Origin of the sequence: Caballeronia sp. INML3B, from assembly GCF_023631305.1 — a bacterium.
GTDB lineage: Bacteria > Pseudomonadota > Gammaproteobacteria > Burkholderiales > Burkholderiaceae > Caballeronia > Caballeronia turbans.
In genome coordinates, this window is record NZ_JALQDI010000080.1 from 1 (window position 1) to 18872 (window position 18872).

Sequence of the window (18872 nt, forward strand, 5' to 3'; positions counted from 1 at the left end):
TGTGAAAGTAGGTAATCGTCAGGCTCCTCATGCGATAAACAAAAACCCCACCCCGCAAAGGTGGGGTTTTTGCGTTTGGACATGCCGTTCAAACGGGGGGCTAATCCAGACCTTGCGGCAAGTTGGTCTGCTCATTCCACGGTGTCGGGCAGCATGCTGAATAGCTTGCGATGCACGGTCGGCGGTCGCCGCATGCAATGATGCGCGGCCTCCGCGAAAACAAAAGCAATTGCGATTAGCACTGCGGCGATCAGGCTCAGATACTGTCCGCCGAGTCTCGGGATCAACGCGCCCCCCAGCAAACCCGAGCACGCGAGTCCGATATAGGTGGCCGTGTTATTCAGTGCGAGCACCAGAGGCGCGACATGCGGCGAGATCTGCACGAGACGATGCTGTTGCGGAACGAGAAGCCCCCATCCACATATCCCCCATACAACGAGCGCTATCGCAGCACCGTATGCGTGCGCAGAAGTCCACGGCAAAGCGCAGAAATTGATGACGGCGAGCCACAACATCGCATTGATCAGCGTGCGGCTCTCGAACTGGTCCACGAGCCGGCCGGATAGCAGGTTACCGGCTGTCGCCGCCACGCCCCACAACAAAAACATGCCCGCGAGAATGCTTTCATCGCCGTGCGTTACGCGCGCCAGCACGACGCCCGCGTACGTGTAGACCATCAGAAATCCGCCGAAGGCGAATAGCGACGTGAGCAAGGTGAACGCGATACGCACATCGAGAACAGGCGCAAGCCGCTCACGCAATCCGACTGATTGCGGCCGCGGAACCGACGGCAGCATGGTCCATACGCCGATCATCGCAACAATCCCGAGCGCGGTGACGAACCACAGCGTCATCCTCCAGCCGCCGAATTCGCCGATGAAAGTGCCCATCGGCGAGCCGAGCGCGGTCGCTGCCGTCAGACCGGCCGTAACCGTCGCCAGCGCACGGCCTCGTCTTTCGGGCGCTGCAATCGCCGAGGCCACGCCCAACGCCGTCGGTGAGAACAGCGCGGCGCCAAAACCGGCAAGAGCGCGGGCAAGGAGAACCCACTGCAAGTCTGCCGCCAATGCACTGACGGCGTTCCCGACGACGAAAATGCCCAGCGCCGAAATCAGCAGCAGCTTGCGCGGCCAGTTGCCCGTCAGGGCCATGACAGGCGCCGCCATCGCATAGGTCAACGCGTAGAAGGTCACCATCAGCCCAGCGAGGCCGACGGACGTATGCAGTGAGGCAGCGACGTCCGGAAGAATACCGGCGACGACAAAGTTGTCGGTGCCCATCGCGAACATGCCCGTTGCCAATATCAGTAATCGACGATCCATACAAAAGTTCTTCTGAAGCACGGTGAGATTCGGTCGCCCGTCGGGCCTTTGCCTGCGTCAACGACGCTTGAAAAGAGCTTAAGCCTCGTTGACTGTGGCTCAAATGTCATATACACAAGGGATTTAGGACATGATGAGCAGGGCCCGCCATGCACACGATCGCCTTTGTGGTGTTTCCGAATTTCTACCTGCTGGGATTCGCGGCAGTGACCGCCTTCGAACTGGCGAACGCGGTGCTGGGCGAGCCTGCCTATGGCGTGTCCGTTCTATCGGAACAGGGAGGGCTCGTCCCCTCTTCGGCGGGCATTCGTGTAGAAACGCAAGCGTTCGGCGATGCCACGTTCGACACGGTGATGTTCAGCTCCGGAGTCGAAACCAATACGGTGTCGGCCACGTTGACGGAATTCGTGAGGCGCTCGCTGAGCACGTCGAGACGCATCGCGGCCCCATGCACTGGCGCGTTCATCCTGGCGCACGCAGGCGTTCTCGACGGCCGCCGTGCGACGACCCACTGGCGTTTCGCCAATGATCTGCAGCGTCGCTTTCCCAAAATCGCCGTCGAAGACGACCAGATTTTCATCGTAGACGGGCCGATCTGGACTTCGGCAGGCATGACGGCCACGATCGACATGGCGCTCGCGATGATCGAAAGGGATCACGGCCAGGATGTTTCGCGTGCCGTCGCGCGCAAGCTCGTCGTCTATCATCGGCGCGCCGGCGGGCAGTCGCAGTTTTCGACGCTGCTGGACCTGGAGCCGAAATCCGACCGGATCCAGAAAGCCATCGACTACGCGAACGCCAATCTGCGCAATCCTTTGACCGTCGAGGAACTAGCCGACGTTGCGAGTCTGAGCCCGCGCCAGTTCAGCCGCGCGTTCAGCGCGGAGACGGGGCAATCGCCCGCGAAAGCAGTCGAACATCTGCGTGTGGAAGCCGCGAGACTGTTGCTGGAGAAAGGGCGTCTGTCGTTGGACGTGATAGCGGACGAAGTCGGCTTCTCGGATCGAGAGCGAATGAGGCGGGCGTTCCTGCGAACGACCGGGCAACCACCGCAGGCCGTTCGTCGCCTCAGCAGGGAAAACGCAGGCCCGTGAGCCTGCGAGAAGCGGCCCCGTCACTTCGTCACACGATCTTGTGAACGGCGGATTGCTGATAGTTTTCGATGCCGATCTTGTCGACGAGCCCGATCTGAATCTCCAGCCAGTCGATGTGATCCTCCGTGGCGTCGAGAAGCTCGACCAGAATGTCTCTCGAGACGATGTCCCGCACCGATTCGCAGTAGACGATGGCCTCCTTGCACTGAACCTGAGCCGCCTGTTCGAGCTTGAGATCGTTCTGGAGTGCTTCGAGCGTTTCCTTGCCGATCGCCAGCGGATGAAGATCGTTCAAGTTTGGCATTCCGTCGAGCATGAGGATGCGTTCGATCAACTTGTCCGCATGCGTCAGCTCTTCCATCGACTCGTTGTATTCGTGCGCGCCGAGCTCTTCGAAACCCCAGTGCTCGTAGAGGCGGCCGTGAAGAAGATACTGATGCACGGCCGTCAGTTCGTTCTTCAGTTCGGCGTTGAGGTAGTCAATCACTTTCGGATCGCCTTGCATGCCGTCTCCTGCCTGGTCGCGTGGTCACACAATCAGGATAGACGCTGAACGACGGCCGGCCCACAGCGAAACTCATATTTATTCGCGGTGGAACCTGTCCGGGCGGTAGGCGAGGGCGATGCCGGCGCCATCGGCAAATTAGTCTTGCCCGCGAAACGGAAAGGATCGACTTTCAATCGAGCGATGCGTTATCGCTCGATTTTCATGCCTATAATCCAGCGCAAAAGGACCGAGCTGCACAAGTACGCCCCGCGAATAACAACAAGGAGAGCTGTCGTGCCCCGATCCAACCGTAACAGCGACGCTTCACTTTCCAGTCCCACTGCGCTCAGCGCGGGCCGACGGCAATTTCTCGGCGCGGCCGGCGCCGGCATGCTCGCGACGATCCTTCCAGGTTGCGGCAGCGATCACTCCGACTCGCAGCCGTATCCCCAAACGGTGGCGATGGGGCAACAGGCCATCCAGCAGGCAATTGCAGACCCCGCACAGCCCGTGGCGGCAATTTCCGTGGCCATGCTCAAGGGCGGCAACGTGTTCTGGCAACAGGCGTTCGGCGTATCGTCGGTGCCGAGCCAGACCAAGGCGACGATCCAGACGCGCTTCAACATCGGCTCGGTCAGCAAGCTCTTTGCAGCCCTCGCGGCCGCGATTCTTCAGGACCGCGGCCTGATCACGCTCGATACGCCGATCGTCCGATATCTGCCGACTTTCACGATGCTCTCCCCCGAGTACGCGAAGATCACCACGCGTCATCTGCTGTCGCACTCATCAGGATTGCCCGGCACCAATTCGCGCAACCTCTTCACCTTTGCGCCGGTTCCCGGTTACGCAGCCGACACGCAAGCCGAACTGGCGAATACGCATCTGAAGCATCTGCCTGGCGAACTCGCCGTGTACTGCAACGACGGCTTCACGATGGTCGAGCAGATCGTTCTCGCGATGACCGGGCAGAGCTTTGCGAACTTCGTGGAAGCGAACATCCTCGCACCGCTGAAGATGACGAACTCCAGCTATCTCACGACCGTGCCAAGCGACGGTTCGTTTTCCTATCCGTTCGCGAACGGCACGCAGTATCAGGAATTCGTCAATGCATACGCGACCGGCGGACTAAGCTCGACGCCCGGCGACATGATGAATCTCGCGCAGATGATCCTCGGCGGCGGCGTATTTCAGGGGCAACGCGTGGTGTCCGCGGCGGGCATCGCGCAGATGGGCACGGACCAGTCCACGGGACTGTTGATCAACCCTTCGCCCGAATGGCGCTGGGGTCTCGGCTGGGATTCGGTGCAGCAGCCGGCGCTACAGGCCGCGGGCGTCCTCGGGTGGGAGAAAGACGGCGGGACGGCTTTTTATTCGAGCGAGTTCTTCGTCGTGCCGCAGGCGCAACTTGCGCTGATGGTCACCGGCAATTCCGGCTACGACGCGCGCAAGCTGGCGGAAATGCTCGTTCTGTCCGCGTTGAAAGAGGATGGCACGATCGCTTCGCTGCCGGCGAAAATCAGCACGACGGCGCCGCCGGCCGCGTCGGCGCCGGGCATCGCGAATGCCGCGGGCATCTACGGCAACTCCGACTCGCCGCTTCAGGTGATCGCCAACCCGGACGGCAGTCTGCAGCTGAACCAATGGGATGGCGCCAAACGTGCGTGGAAGCAGGTCGGCGCTTACCAGTACCGCAGCGACGGATGGTGGTGGAGCAACACCGATACCGCGTCGTATCGATTCACGGTCGTCTCCGGAACCGATGGCGGCGGCAACGCGTTCAGCTACCGCTATGTGATGAAGCGCGTCGTGCCGGGCGCGGGCTACGCTTATCTCACGCTGCCGATCGGGCAGCAGCTCGCCCCGCTGGCGCCGCTAGACAACGCATGGCAACAGCGAGCCGGCACGCAATGGACCTTGACGAACGATTCGCCGACGGCCGTTCCGATCGTCATCCTGGGCAATCCGCCGGCCTATCTCACCACGTTGCCCGAACTGCCGGGCTATGTCCTGTACGGCAACGAAGACCTTCGCTATCAACTCTTCGTGCCGCTTGCGGACGACCGCGGCGGCATGTCGGTCAAGGTGCCGGGCAATTTCGGCCGCGATCTCTATGAAATCCGCTTCGGATCGTCGAGCACTACGACGTTGACGCTGGGCAGTTCGATCTACGACAAGGCATGAAGGCGTCGTAGCCAACATCGCGAAGCAACGGCAAGCCGATTACATCGCATGTAATTGGCGTAACGCATGAGCGCTTCTACTCTACGGCTATCGCGCGTCCATTTCGGCGCGCTCAACGCCCTGGAGATACCATGCTCAGCTATCCCGTTCACACGATCGAATCCGCGCCTGCGCAATCGCGGCCCGTGCTTGGGCAATTGCAGCAGGCGTTCGGCCTGATTCCGAATGTCGCGGGCACGATGGCCGCATCGCCGGTGCTGATCAACGCTTTCATCGGCCTCTTCGAGCGCGTGCATGCGAGCAGTCTGACCGAGCCGCAGATTCAGACCGTCCTGTTGACGAACGCGGTCACGAATGCAAGCGAATGGCCGGTCGCGTTCCACACGGCGCTCGCGTTGAAAGAAGGCGTGCATTCCGAAGACGTCGACGCCATCCGGCAAGGCGCTCTGCCGAGAGACGCCGCGCTGGCCGCGCTGTCGGCATTGGCGCGTGCATTGATCGACAAGCGCGGCCGCCTCGCCGAATCGGACGAGAGACGCTTTCTCGATCCGGGATTCGATATCGAGCAGATACTCGAGGTCATTGCGGTGGTTGCCGCATCGACCATCACGAACTACACGAGCAGCGTGACGAGGCCGCCGCTCGAAGCGCAGTTCGAAGCGTTCGTCTGGCATGCGCCGGTGGCCTGAGTATTCTTCATCCATCCAACCCGATTTCGGAACACCCGATGAACGCCATGCGTCCCGATCCGAATGCGCCGCCGGGCGAGCTCGGTGAACTGCTGCGCTACTGGCGTGATGTGCGCGGCATGAGCCAGCTCGGTCTGTCGCTGGAGGCAGGCGTCTCGCAACGCCAGATCAGTTTCATCGAAAGCGGGCGCAGCGTGCCGGGCCGCGACACTTTGTTGACGCTCGCACAGACGCTGGATGTGCCGCTGCGGGAGCGCAATGCCTTGCTGCTCGCAGCGGGCTACGCGCCCCTGTATTCGGAGGCGCCGTGGAACGCGCAGGAGATGCAGGGCGTCGTGCGCGCGCTCGAACGGGTCGTTCGCCAGCACGAACCGTTTCCGGCAATCGTGATGGATCGCCACTGGAACGTGCTCATGACCAACGGCGCGGCGCCGCGTTTCTTCGACTGTTTTATCGACATGGCTTCGCGTGAAGGCCCGCGCAACATGCTGCATCTGATTTTCGATCCACAGGGAATGCGTCCATTCGTGGCCGACTGGGAAACCGTCGCGCGCAGCTAGCTGCAACGGGTGTATCGAGAATCGGTCGGTCACATGGTCGATGACGGCACGAGGCGCCTGCTCGACGAACTGCTTGCCTATCCCGGCGTGCCACGTGACTGGAGGACCCATCACGGGCAATCCGCCTCGCCCACGATGCCCGTCGTTCCGATCGGCTTCGTCTGTGAAGGCGCCGTGCTGCGCTATTTCTCGTTGGTCACGACTGTGGGCGCGCCGCTGAACGTCGCGACGCAGGAACTGCGTCTGGAGTGCATGTTTCCCGCCGATGACGAGACCGAAGCACGGCACCTGCAATTGCTTGCCGCGCATTCGCCCGGACCGCGCGAAGATCAATGACTCGCAACGGAATGCGAACGACGGGCGTCGAGATCCTTGATGGCCGGAAAAACATCGTCGTCCCACGAATCCAGACCATAGGTCCGAAGCACCAGCTTCCGTGCGACGAACACTTCGAACATCGGCGTGCCCGGACGCAGGCGCTGCTCCTTCTGACTTTGCTCCGATAGCCAGTGAAGGTCCTGAGGATAGTCCGCCGGTGTTTCATTGCTGGCAATCGATGCGCGCTCGACGATGAAAAGCTGCGTGCCAGGATGCGTGCGGGCCCAGGACTTGAAATGCCCTTCTCCCGCGAGAGGCCCCTTCCAGCGCGCGCAATATTTGCAGTCCGGGGCCGAGTGGACCACCAGCGTGATGACTTCGCCTGCGGCCACCGTCGTGTGGCTTACTCTGGCGGCCCGGACGTCTTTCGGTTCGGGCGCGGGAACCGCACTGCGCACGTCATCCGGAACGCGCGCATTCACGAGCATCACGACCAACGCGGCCAGCAGCATCGCAAGCAAACACTTCACAGCCGCGTTCATGGAGTTGCGCATGATGACCTCGCAAGGCCGATTCGCTAACTTCTATCCCACGCTCGTCGATTCGAAACCAGAGCGTCGGCGATCAATTCGCTTCGCGTCCGGTCGCCATCGACGGCTTTCGCTCTTCGACGCAAATCATCCCTTCGTACAGTTCGACGTAGGCGTTGATCATCGCATCGTGACTGAACTTCCTGGCGTGCTGGCGCAGCCGATCATGCGCCGATGGTTCGTCGAGCAATGCCGCTGCCTCGTGAATCTTGACGATGATCGTCTCGGGGCGGGCGACGTCGAACAGCAGATTCGAGTGCGGTTCGATGATTTCGGGAATACCACCCATGCTCGATCCCACGACGGGCACGCCGTGCGAGTACGCTTCGAGAACCACCAGCCCGAACGGTTCATTCCAGACCGAGGGCACCACGAGAATGTCGATGCTGCTCAGGAAGTCGGGGGGATTTACCCGTCCAAGGAAACTCACGCGTGGGTCCGCGTATTTCGTCTTGATGGACTCGACATAGTCCGCATCGCCGGTTCCGCCGACGGCGAGTGTCCAATTGAGCGTCTTGTCCGCGAGGAGTTGTTCCAGCAGGAGCTCGAGACCTTTCTCGGGCAGCACGCGTCCAAGCATGCCGAGTCTCACTGGCGCGTTCGCGACCTGTCGTCTCGAATCCTGTCGCCCTATGGAATCTCCGACCGGCGTATAGCAATTGTTGATGACGGTGGTCTTCGTCGCACGCGGGAAAAAGCCGCTCTCAACGTGTTTTTGCAGTACGAAGCCGCTCACGCCGACCGCCGCGTTGACCTGGGCGGACGCAAGCTGCTTCGGCTTTGCGTAGAGCGAGCACACACCGCACTGACTCGGGCAAGGCTTTCCGCCGCTCAGCATGGTAGCCGTGGGGCATAGCAGGTAATAGTCGTGGATGGTGTGCACGATCGGCACGCCCGCGTTGCTCGCAACGCGCCATGCATCGACGGAAAGACACGAAAGGTTGGCTGTATTGACGATGTCCGGTCTCTCGCGCCTGATGATGTCGGCGAGTTTTCGTGACATGGCCGTGTTACGCACGTCGATGGCGTGCCATATCAGTTTGGCGACACGGGAATGCTCCCCGGGAGCATGCGGCCAATAGAGATTGCTCGATCTCAGACGATAGACCTTCGCGCCGTTGACTTCTTCACTGCGGTCGTCGCCTACTCCGGTGGCGCAGACGACGCATACCTCGATGCCCGCCTTGACCAGTCCCTCGGCAAGGAGTCGCGTCGCAACTTCGGCGCCGCCGACCTCGTCTGGAAAATATAACGTGTTAGCGATCAGTACTTTCACGGCGTATGAAGAAGATGCGGATCAATGCGAGCCGGCGTCCTGGCGGTCTGAAGGTCTTCGCGCGCGCGACAGCCTGATGATGAGCGCTTCCCGATGACTCGACGGGTCGTGTGTCCCTTCATGTGTCGCGGCTCCGGTATTCCAGCGTATGGCCTGACGGGTAACAGTTGGCGCCGCGTCACCTCGATTCGAATCGGCAATGAGCAATATCCACTGCGATTGGTCGAGCTGATCAAACTTCCTGCAAGCTGTGCGGGCCAGTTTACCCCATCAAAGATGGTGGCATCGCAATTTTTCAATTTGCGTGCTTCTGCTTACATTCCAGATTTGTTATGAATCGATGTTCGGCATGCCATCGACAAAAATACGCGAGCATTACGGGCATACGACGCGTGGGATCGCCTGCTCGGCGAGCACGCTTTCGTACAACGCTCGATAAGCATCGACCATCGCATCGACGTTGAAGCGTCTGGCGTATTCGCGCATACGGTCATGCACGCCCGGGTCTTCAAGCAGCGCCACTGCCTCATGCAACTTGCCGATGATCGACGACGGCCGTGCCATGTCGAACGCGAGATTCGTGCGCGGCTCGATGACTTCAGGAATGCCGCCGGTGTTCGCACCCACGACAGGCACGCCGTGCGAGTACGCTTCGACCGTCACGCGCCCGAACGGTTCGTTCCAGATCGACGGCACCACGAGAATATCGATGCCGTCGAAAAATTCGTCGGGGTTCACGCGGCCAAGATACTCGACGCGCGGATCGTCATACTTCGCCTTGATCGACTCGAGGTAATCCGCATCGGCGTGGCCGCCGACCGCGAGCGTCCATTGCAGCGTATTGTCCGCGAGCAGTTGCTCGAGCAGGACTTCCAGTCCTTTCTCTCGCGACACTCGCCCGAGCAAGCCGAGCCTGACCGGACCGCCCTGATAACGGCGCGTGCGTTGCGCCGAGGTCGAATCTTCGTTGGACTCGCAGGCGTTGTAGATGACTGCAGTGCGCGTCGCGCGCGAAAAATAGCCGCTTTCCAGGTGTTTTTGCAGCACGAAGCGGCTGACGCCCACGGCGGCTGCGACACGCGCCGACGCGACCCGCTTGGGCTGGGCATATACCGAACAGACGCCGCATTGCCGCTCGCACGGCTTCGCATGCGAGAACATGATCGCCGTCGGACACATCAGATAGTAGTCGCGCGCCGTGTGCACGATCGGCACGCCGGCATTGCGGGCGAGCCGCCAGATATCGACGGACAGACAAGACAGATTGCTGGTGCTGATCACATCCGGCTTTTCACGCGCGATGATGCTCGACAACTTGCGCGACATGATGACGTTGTACACGTCGATGGCGTGCCAGATGAGCTTGGCGACGCGTCCGTGCTTTTCTCGCACGTGCGGCCAATACAGATTGACCGAGCGTAGTCGATACACCTTCACGCCGTTCACATCGTCGACGCGGTCCGCGCCCGTTCCCGTCGCGCAGACGACGCACACTTCGATGCCCGCCCTGACCAGACCTTCGGCGAGCAGTCGCGTCGATATCTCTGCTCCTCCGGGTTCATCCGGAAAGTAGAGGGTGTTCGCGATCAGTATCTTCACGACGTCGAGGTCTCCTTGAAAGGCCTGTTCAGAAACACGGCGGAGCGAAGTGCTTGAAGGGTTGAACAGTCGAGGACTCGACAGAAAACCCCATGAATTCAGGCATAACGTTAATCATCATACTCGACGTCGAGGTGGTTCGACGTTGCGCTTGAGGCATTGCGGGCAGCGTGCCCGTCTCTGCCATGACAGAGACTCGCGCAAGCGCGTTTCGTCTGCGGCGAGTAAAACGCGGACAATTTGAAGCCGCGCGCGACGACTGCGATGCAGGAAACATAACAGCTTGCGCACTAGCGTTCAATGCAGTGCCGCACAGACAGGACGCGGAGAAACTGCGATGCCACTCATGCACAGTGTTCCGAGAGGCGGCAATTGAACCACGTGCAAAAGCCACGAGCTCATGCCTCATGACTCGTGGCTTGGTGGACGAGGTTATCTGGGGATGCAGATTTTGCCGAAGACGCCGGGCCGATCGGTAGGCGTCAGCAATATGTTCTTGTTCAGGCAATATGCTGATCCATGGCATTAAGCCAGGACGCGCAGAGCCAGCACCGAACGCCGCGGCTCGCACCGCGGCGTTCGTCCGCATGGTTTATTGCGGTTCGTACCAGGAGTACGTCGGCAGCGTCGGCAACGGCGTACCGATCTGGAACGTGATATCCCGTAGCGACGTCAGCACGATCTTGCGCGGGTCGCCCATGTACCGCCGGACATCGCCGTTATCGTTGATATAGACGACGATGTTGCCCGTGATACCCGCGACGTTCGTGCTGGAAAGCGGCTGTCCCCAGATATCGAAAACCTCGCCCAGCGTGAACGTCTTCACGTTCGGTGTTTCGATATGAATGATGCCGGTATTGTCGTGCGTATGCATCTCGTAGTTGCACTGCGGCAAGATGCCTACATTCTTCGGGAACGCGAGCCACTGCCCGTCCTTGAAGATGGCGACGTGCGCGTGCACGTGGAAGGTTTCGGCCATGCCCGCCGCGCAAATCACACCATCTACCGGCGCACCCGTGCCGCCTGTCGAGGTCATGCCGTCCGCCCAGAACGGACTGCCCACGACGCCGCCGAAGGAAAGCGTGGTGACCGTCGACGTGAAGGGCGGCGGGTCGGTCCAGGTGTATGTCGCAATCTGCGCTGGCGGCGTCCCGACGACGAGCGTCACTTCGCCATGCTGCGGCAGCGCGAGGCTAGCGAGATCGCCGGTGTATTTCGTGAGCGTGCCGCCCGTATTGACCCAGGCGGTCACATTGCCGGTGAGGCCTGCTACGTTGGTGGTGCTGAGCGGCTGACCCCAGACGGCGAAGAACTGACCCAGCGTGTACGAACCGGTCGATGTCACGTCCATGCGGATCTTGCCCGACGCATCGACCGTGTGAACCGGATAGACGCAGCCGCGCTGCAGGGCCATCGTCGGCGCGACGCTTCCGATGTTCGCCGGCAAAGCAAGCTGTTTGCCGTTCTGATAAATCGACAGATGCGCGTAGCTGTACTTGTTACCCGCCACCGTGCAGGTGAGGTTATTGACCGCCTGACCCGTGCCGCCTGTGGATGTCGAGCCGTCGCTCCATTGCGCGGTGCCGAGCGTCGTGCCATCGACAACCGCGGTCGCCGCGGCTAGCGTCGGCGTGGTGTTCGTCGGCACGGCAGGGGTGCTTGCGCCGGTATCGCCCGAGTTCGTGGGCGACGTCGAGCCGTTGCTCGAACTGTTGTCACCGCCGCCGCCACCGCAAGCGGCGAGCAGTGCGAGTGCCGCGGCCGAGACTGTGCCGGTGATCCAGCGAGTGTGTCTACGTTTCTCTTTGAGCATGTGTCGACTCCGCCCCTTGGAAGGATTTCTGAAGGTGCTGCGGGCTGCACTGCACGCGTATGCGCGACGTGCATCCGGCATCCGAAGCATCGCGAATCGCTCCGGGGCAAGCAGACGCTTGCCCGTCGCGACAGTCTCGATGCGATGACGCAAGTGTTGACGTCTGTCGCTGGGACGCCCGGTTGAACGACCGAATGTGTTTCGGTCGGGCGCACGCCTTGGAGCTCAGCGACTCATCGAAAGGGAGAAACCGGTCTGGCCAACTGTTTCGCCGGCAGGGGAAATGTAACGTCGATGCGTCGTCGTCGCAAGAGAAACAACCGTTGGATACGAGTTTCAATCGCGTGGTTTGCGAGTGTGTGCGCTCGCGTACATACGTCGGGGCGACGCTTCAGCGGAAAATTCATGTTGTGATCGAAGTGCCGTCCTTCAGACAACGAATCCTCGATAAACGCGGTACGCTAAATGCGAGCCAAAAATATGGCGGAAGCGATTTCGTCTGACGTTAAAAGAATTTTGGAGGCGAGCGAATGACTCTCTCGAAGTCGCTGATACACAGCGTCAAGGAATTGTTGCCCGATAACTTGTACCTGACTCTTTATCATCGTCGCAGAATCGGGCGCTTTCCGAAGATGCGCAATCCGACGACGTTCAATGAAAAGATCCTGCGACGCTGTCTCGAACCCGATCCGCGTTTCGGCGACCTCAGCGACAAGCTGAAAGTGCGCGAGTACGTCGCCGGGAAGATCGGCAGCGAGTATCTCGTGCCGCTCGTCGCCGAGCCATCGGTGTTCACCAGGAGCGTTTTCGATGCTCTTCCGCCGTCCTTCGTGATGAAGGCGAATCACGGCAGCGGATTCGTTCATCTCGTCAACGACAAGAAGGAAACGTCGTTTGAAGAACTCGATGCAATGGCGCAACGCTGGTTATCGACCGATTTCTATGCGATCGCGCGAGAGCGACACTACCGCACGATCGAACGGCGCATTTTCTTCGAGGAACTTCTTGTCGGACAAGATGGCAAGGTTCCGCCCGATCTGAAGTTTCATGTCTTCAACAAGCACCCGGGCGACCCCAAAATTTTCATCCTCGTTATCGCGGACCGATTCGGAGAACGTCCGCGCGGCGACATCTACGACGAGAACTGGAACCTGCTCGACATCGGGATGGGCAAGTACTCGCGCAGCACCGCTCCGGCTCCGCGCCCGCCGAACCTGGACGCGCTGCTGTCGGTTGCCCGCGCGCTGGCCAGCGATTTCGAATTCGTGCGCGTCGATCTTTACGATCACGACAGAATCTACTTCGGAGAACTGACGTTCACGCCGGGCGGGGGCATGTTTGCGCTGCATCCCGACAGGGTGGACTACGAGTGGGGAAGCCTGATGTAAGACGCAACGTGGCACGCAGTGCGCAAGAAGTCTATTCGGGCATCTGCGCGCCACGCCATACGCGGCACTGCTGACGGACAACTTCATGCAATGAATCGTGCGCGCCGTAGATTCGGCGTAGCCACATGGCATCGCTCAAACCGGAAACCACACTACGCCGGATGATATCGAGGCCTTCGGCGGCGCCCAGCGCTTGCGCATGGCTGGCGATCGCGTCCAGCGTGGCGAGGATGTCGGACCGGATCGTCGCGCTTTGGCCTGTCTGCGGATTCACACATGTCCCATCCAGCCCGAACCGGCACGCCATGAAGCGATTGGTTCGGTACACTTCATAATCCCGCTCACTGAGCCGCACGGGCTTCTCGACAAGAAGATACCGTGCGAGCGCCTGAATATAAGCGGCAATCGCTGCGGCCCATTCCACACGTAGCGGTGTGTCCATAACCCGTATTTCGATCGTGCCGTAACCCGGACTTGGACGAATGTCCCAGTAAAAGTCTTTCAGACTTTTGACGAGGCCCGTGTTCGTCATGCGGTCGAAGTATTGTTCGAATTCGGACCAGCGCGTGACGAAAGGCGCTTGCCCCGATAAAGGAAATGGGGCGACCGAATTGAGTCGCGCGCACTGGAACTGCGTGTCGCTTCCCTGTACGAAGGGAGAAGAAGCCGCCAGGGCAATGAAGTGCGGAACGTAACGCGAAAGCGAATGCAATAGAACGAGCGCGGCGTCAGGATCGGAACAGCCCACATGCACGTGCTGGCCGAAGATGGTGAATTGCTGGTACAGCGCCCCGTACAGTCCCATGAGGTACTCCGAGCGCTCGCGCCCGTCCGAGCGTTGGTCGTACCAGTTCTGGAAGAAATTCGTGCCTCCGCCGCATACCCCGACATTCAGAAAGTCGGCTGCCCGGACCAGCGTATCGCGAAGTACCTGCAATTCGCTTCTGACTTGATCGAAGTCCCTGCATACGCCGGTCGACAACTCGATCATGCCTTCTGTCGTTTCCGGGTTGATCGCTCCCGCAAAACTCTCTTCCTTGACGCGATTCAACAACTCCGTCGTCGCCTTCGTCAGATTGTAGTCATGCGTGTTGACGACCTGAACTTCGAGTTCGACGCCAATCGTGAACGGATCTGATGACGCAAATGGCTGCAGCATGGGATGTCCTGTCGCACGGAGACGAAGACCGGAATCGGCGTTTTTAATTCTACGCGACTCGGCTTGATCTCAATGGGACTCCGTCGAAGACGGACGTGCGATTATCAGGCGCAAGCAAAGAGGCATGCACGGATTGCGTGCATGCAGCTTCAGCGGCCCGAGCGCTCTGCGCTAGCGCCCGATGTAGCAGGGCGGCCAGGGCCGCACACGGCCCTGAGCGCAACATCCACCCTGCTCAATCCGGCAACACGTTGGGAACGCACACGCGACCTTCCATCAGCACGCGCGCGCTACGGCTCATAATTGCTTTTTTCACCTGCCACTCGCCGTTCGATTCGACCGCTTCCGCGCCGACGCGCAACGTGCCCGACGGATGGCCGAAGCGCACCGACTGACGCTCGCCGCCGCCCGCCGCGAGGTTGACGAGCGTGCCCGGAATGGCCGCCGCGGTGCCGATGGCAACCGCAGCCGTGCCCATCATCGCGTGATGCAGCTTGCCCATCGACATTGCGCGCACGAGCACATCGACATCGTCCGTGCCGATGCGCTTGCCGCTCGATGCGACGTATTCCGCCGGCGGCGCGACGAACGCGATCTTCGGCGTGTGCTGACGCGTGGCGATTTCATCGAGGTTCCTGATCAGCCCCATGCGCAACGCGCCGTATGCGCGAATGGTTTCGAAGCGCTTCAGCGCCGCGTCGTCGCCGTTGATCGCGTCCTGAAGCTCGGTGCCCTTGTAGCCGATGGCGTCCGCGTTCACGAAGATCGTCGGAATGCCCGCGTTGATCATCGTCGCCCTGAACGTGCCGACGCCTGGGACGTGAAGTTCGTCGACGAGATTGCCCGTCGGAAACATCGCGCCTTCCGCGCCTTCTTCCTCCGCAGCCGGATCGAGAAACTCGAGCTGCACTTCGGCGGCCGGGAACGTCACGCCGTCCAGTTCGAAGTCGCCTGTTTCCTGCACCGCGCCGCGCGTCATCGGCACATGCGCGATGATCGTCTTGCCGATATTCGCCTGCCAGATGCGCACGACCGCAATGCCGTTGTCCGGCACGCGCTCCGGATCGACGAGGCCGCTCGAAATCGCGAACGGTCCGACCGCCGCCGAAAGATTGCCGCAGTTGCCGCTCCAGTCGACGAAGGGCTTGTCGATGGCGACCTGGCCGAAGAGATAATCGACATCATGATCGGGCCGCGCGCTCTTCGAGACGATGACCGTCTTGCTCGTGCTCGACGTCGCGCCGCCCATGCCGTCGATCTGCTTGCCATACGGGTCCGGGCTGCCGATGACGCGCAGGAAAAGCGCATCGCGTGCGGGACCGGGCACGCGCGCCGCTTCGGGCAAATCGTTCAGGCGAAAGAAAACGCCCTTGCTGGTGCCGCCGCGCATGTAGGTTGCGGGGATCTTGATCTGGGGTGCGGGTGCCATGTTATTCCTTTGTTAGAGAGACGGCGTCCGGTGTCAGGCCGCTGCCTTCGACGACTCCAGGAAGTCCTGAGCGAAGCGTTGCAGCACGCCACCCGCTTCGTAGATCGAGACTTCTTCGGCGGTGTCGAGGCGGCACGTCACCGGCACTTCGACACGCTCGCCGCTCTTGCGATGGATCACGAGCGTGAGATCCGCGCGCGGCCTGCGCTCGCCGATCACGTCATAGGTCTCGGTCCCGTCGATGCCGAACGTCTGGCGATTCGCGCCCGGCTTGAATTCGAGCGGCAGCACGCCCATGCCGATCAGGTTCGTGCGATGAATGCGCTCGAAACCTTCCGCGACGATCGCTTCGACGCCCGCGAGCCGCACGCCTTTCGCCGCCCAGTCGCGCGACGAGCCTTGCCCGTAATCCGCGCCGGCGATGATGATGAGCGGCTGCTTGCGCTCCATGTAGGTTTCGATCGCTTCCCACATGCGCGTGACCTTGCCTTCCGGTTCGATGCGGGCAAGCGAACCCTTCTTCACCTGACCATCGACTGTCGCCATTTCATTGATGAGCGTCGGATTCGCGAAGGTCGCGCGCTGCGCCGTCAGATGATCGCCGCGATGCGTCGCGTACGAATTGAAGTCTTCCTCGGGCAAGCCCATTTTCGTGAGGTATTCCCCAGCCGCACTGTTCGCGAGGATCGCGTTGGACGGCGAGAGATGGTCGGTCGTGATGTTGTCGCCGAGCACGGCGAGCGGGCGCATGCCTTCGAGGGTCCGTTCGCCAGCGAGCGCGCCTTCCCAGTACGGCGGGCGGCGAATGTAGGTGCTTTGCGCGCGCCAGTCGTAGAGCGGGCTGATGGCTTCGCCGCTCGCCGGGGTCAGCGCGAACATCGGCTCGTAGACGCGACGGAACTGCTCCGGCTTCACGCTCTGTTTGACGATGACGTCGATCTCTTCGTCGCTCGGCCAGATGTCTTTCAGATACACGGGCTGGCCGTTCGTGCCGATCCCGAGCGCATCGCGTTCGATGTCGAACCGGATCGTGCCCGCAATCGCATAGGCGACGACGAGCGGCGGCGACGCGAGAAACGCCTGCTTCGCATATGGATGAATGCGGCCATCGAAGTTGCGATTGCCGGAGAGCACGGCGGTCGCGTACAGATCGCGATCGATGATTTCCTGCTGAATCGCGGGATCGAGCGCGCCGGACATGCCATTGCATGTCGTGCATGCGAACGCGACGATGCCGAAGCCGAGCCGCTCCAGATCCGGCAGCAGGCCGGCTTCCTGCAAATACAGTTCGACCGCTTTCGAGCCCGGCGCCAGCGACGATTTCACCCACGGCTTGCGCGTGAGGCCCTGCGCATTCGCATTGCGCGCGAGCAGCGCCGCCGCGATCACGTTGCGCGGATTGCTGGTGTTGGTGCAACTCGTGATCGCAGCGATGATCACCGCGCCATCGGGCATCTGCCCGGGCGTGTCGTCCCATTTGCCTGCGATGCCGCGCGACGCCAGTTCCGAAACGGGCAGGCGCTTGTGCGGATTGGACGGCCCCGCCATGTTGCGCACGACCGTCGAGAGATCGAAGCGCAACATGCGTTCATATTCCGCATGCGCGAGCGAATCGGCCCACAGCCCGGCGGTTCTTGCATAGTGCTCGACGAGGCTCACTTGCTTGTCGTCGCGGCCGGTGAGGCGCAGATACTCGATCGTCTGCTCGTCGATATAGAACATCGCGGCGGTCGCGCCATATTCGGGCGCCATGTTCGAGATCGTCGCGCGGTCGCCGAGCGTCAGGCTCGATGCGCCTTCGCCGTAGAACTCCAGGTACGCGCCGACTACCTTTTCCTTGCGCAGGAATTCGGTGAGCGCGAGCACGATGTCGGTGGCCGTGATGCCCGGCTGACGCTTGCCGGTCAGCTCGACGCCGACGATATCCGGCAAGCGCATCCACGACGCGCGCCCCAGCATCACGTTCTCGGCTTCGAGGCCGCCCACGCCGATCGCGACCACGCCGAGCGCATCGACATGCGGCGTGTGGCTATCGGTGCCGACGAGCGTATCCGGATACGCGATGCCGTCGATCGCATGAATCACAGGCGACATGCGCTCCAGATTGATCTGATGCATGATCCCGTTGCCCGGCGGAATCACCTCGACATTCTTGAATGATTTCTTGGTCCAGTTGATGAAGTCGAAACGATCTTCGTTGCGCCGGTCCTCGATCGCGCGGTTCTTCGCGAACGCATCCGGATCGAAGCCGCCGCATTCCACCGCGAGCGAATGATCGACGATGAGCTGGACGGGCACCACAGGATTCACTTTGGCGGGATCGCCGCCCTGATCCGCGATGGCGTCGCGCAGACCCGCGAGATCGACGAGCGCCGTCTGTCCGAGAATGTCGTGACACACGACGCGCGCCGGGAACCAAGGGAAATCGCGTTCCCGCTTCCTTTCGACGAGCTGCATCAGCGATGCTTCGAGGATCGCCGGATCGCAGCGGCGAACGAGATTCTCCGCGAGCACGCGCGAGGTGTAGGGCAGCTTGTCATAGGCGCCCGGCGCGATGGCTTCGACGGCTGCGCGCGCATCGAAGTAATCGAGTGAGGAGCCGGGCAGGGGTTTGCGGTTTGCAGTGTTCATCGCGGTGTCTCGGTCATTGCATGGTCTTTCAGATGCCACGCTCGAAGGGTATTGCGGGGCGACCCCTTCGTTTGAAAATTCGGGCTATTGCAGGCGCCGCAGGCTTGGGAGTTCGAAGAGAGAGTACGCTCAACTGGGGTATCGTGCGCCGTCGCGACACGGCTCGAAGCAAGAAGAGAGGCTCGCTGCCGGATGCGGCAGCGAAGCCCCGATCGGTATGCCTCAGGAACGCTTCGCCAGCGGGACGAACTCGAGATTATCCGGACCGGTGTAATTCGCGCTCGGCCGAATGATCTTGTTGTCGATGCGTTGCTCGATGATGTGCGCGCTCCAGCC

Annotated in this window: 13 protein-coding genes and 1 pseudogene; 5 read left to right on the forward strand and 9 right to left on the reverse strand. The window is 61.2% G+C overall.

The window, feature by feature from the left end; genetic code table 11:
* Nucleotides 1-131: 131 nt before the first annotated feature.
* Nucleotides 132-1322: an MFS transporter gene (locus tag NCS58_RS32220; RefSeq protein ID WP_250539003.1), complete on the reverse strand. Its 1191-nt coding sequence runs from the start codon at nt 1320-1322 to the stop codon at nt 132-134.
* Between the two features lie 149 nt (nt 1323-1471).
* Between NCS58_RS32220 and NCS58_RS32225 the strand changes: the two genes are divergently transcribed.
* Nucleotides 1472-2416, forward strand: a complete 945-nt coding sequence (locus NCS58_RS32225) for a GlxA family transcriptional regulator (protein ID WP_250478433.1) — start codon at nt 1472-1474, stop codon at nt 2414-2416.
* A gap of 28 nt (nt 2417-2444) precedes the next feature.
* Here the strand turns inward: NCS58_RS32225 and bfr are convergent, their stop codons facing one another.
* Nucleotides 2445-2921 (reverse strand): bacterioferritin, encoded by a 477-nt coding sequence (bfr, locus tag NCS58_RS32230; RefSeq protein WP_250478434.1) that lies wholly within the window; start codon nt 2919-2921, stop codon nt 2445-2447.
* Between the two features lie 372 nt (nt 2922-3293).
* Here bfr and NCS58_RS32235 point away from each other — a divergent pair, with 372 nt between their 5' ends.
* The 3 genes and pseudogenes from NCS58_RS32235 (at nt 3294) to NCS58_RS32245 (ending at nt 6669) form a co-directional block, all read left to right on the forward strand.
* The gene (locus NCS58_RS32235; RefSeq protein ID WP_250478441.1) at nt 3294-5084 is read left to right on the forward strand and encodes a serine hydrolase; all 1791 of its coding nucleotides are present in this window, start codon (nt 3294-3296) and stop codon (nt 5082-5084) included.
* A 131-nt stretch (nt 5085-5215) separates the two neighbouring features.
* Nucleotides 5216-5773, forward strand: a complete 558-nt coding sequence (locus NCS58_RS32240) for a carboxymuconolactone decarboxylase family protein (RefSeq protein ID WP_250539004.1) — start codon at nt 5216-5218, stop codon at nt 5771-5773.
* A gap of 38 nt (nt 5774-5811) precedes the next feature.
* Nucleotides 5812-6669 (forward strand): annotated as a pseudogene (locus NCS58_RS32245) (helix-turn-helix domain-containing protein).
* Here the strand turns inward: NCS58_RS32245 and NCS58_RS32250 are convergent.
* From NCS58_RS32250 to NCS58_RS32265, 4 genes are all read right to left on the reverse strand, one after another.
* Nucleotides 6663-7163 carry a hypothetical protein gene (locus tag NCS58_RS32250; protein ID WP_250478435.1) on the reverse strand — a complete coding sequence of 167 codons (501 nt, stop codon included), beginning with the start codon at nt 7161-7163 and terminating at the stop codon, nt 6663-6665. The pseudogene NCS58_RS32245 and the gene NCS58_RS32250 sit on opposite strands and share 7 nt — an antisense overlap.
* A 112-nt stretch (nt 7164-7275) precedes the next feature.
* Entirely contained in the window at nt 7276-8517 is a 1242-nt protein-coding gene (locus tag NCS58_RS32255; RefSeq protein WP_250478436.1) for a glycosyltransferase family 4 protein, read from the reverse strand.
* Nucleotides 8518-8892: 375 nt separating this feature from the next.
* Nucleotides 8893-10116: a glycosyltransferase family 4 protein gene (locus NCS58_RS32260; protein ID WP_086961675.1), complete on the reverse strand. Its 1224-nt coding sequence runs from the start codon at nt 10114-10116 to the stop codon at nt 8893-8895.
* A 592-nt stretch (nt 10117-10708) separates the two neighbouring features.
* Nucleotides 10709-11929 (reverse strand): hypothetical protein, encoded by a 1221-nt coding sequence (locus tag NCS58_RS32265; protein ID WP_250478437.1) that lies wholly within the window; start codon nt 11927-11929, stop codon nt 10709-10711.
* Between the two features lie 632 nt (nt 11930-12561).
* Here NCS58_RS32265 and NCS58_RS32270 point away from each other — a divergent pair.
* Entirely contained in the window at nt 12562-13317 is a 756-nt protein-coding gene (locus NCS58_RS32270) for an ATP-grasp fold amidoligase family protein (RefSeq protein WP_250478442.1), read from the forward strand.
* A 31-nt stretch (nt 13318-13348) separates the two neighbouring features.
* Here NCS58_RS32270 and NCS58_RS32275 read toward each other — a convergent pair whose 3' ends face one another.
* The 3 genes from NCS58_RS32275 to acnD form a co-directional block, all read right to left on the reverse strand.
* Nucleotides 13349-14476 (reverse strand): YbdK family carboxylate-amine ligase, encoded by a 1128-nt coding sequence (locus tag NCS58_RS32275; protein ID WP_250478438.1) that lies wholly within the window; start codon nt 14474-14476, stop codon nt 13349-13351.
* Between the two features lie 235 nt (nt 14477-14711).
* On the reverse strand, nt 14712-15905 hold the full coding sequence (gene prpF / locus NCS58_RS32280; RefSeq protein WP_250478439.1) for a 2-methylaconitate cis-trans isomerase PrpF: 1194 nt from the start codon (nt 15903-15905) through the stop codon (nt 14712-14714).
* 33 nt (nt 15906-15938) lie between these two features.
* Nucleotides 15939-18536, reverse strand: coding sequence for a Fe/S-dependent 2-methylisocitrate dehydratase AcnD (gene acnD, locus NCS58_RS32285; protein WP_250478440.1), 2598 nt, complete (start codon nt 18534-18536; stop codon nt 15939-15941).
* Nucleotides 18537-18872 lie beyond the last annotated feature (336 nt).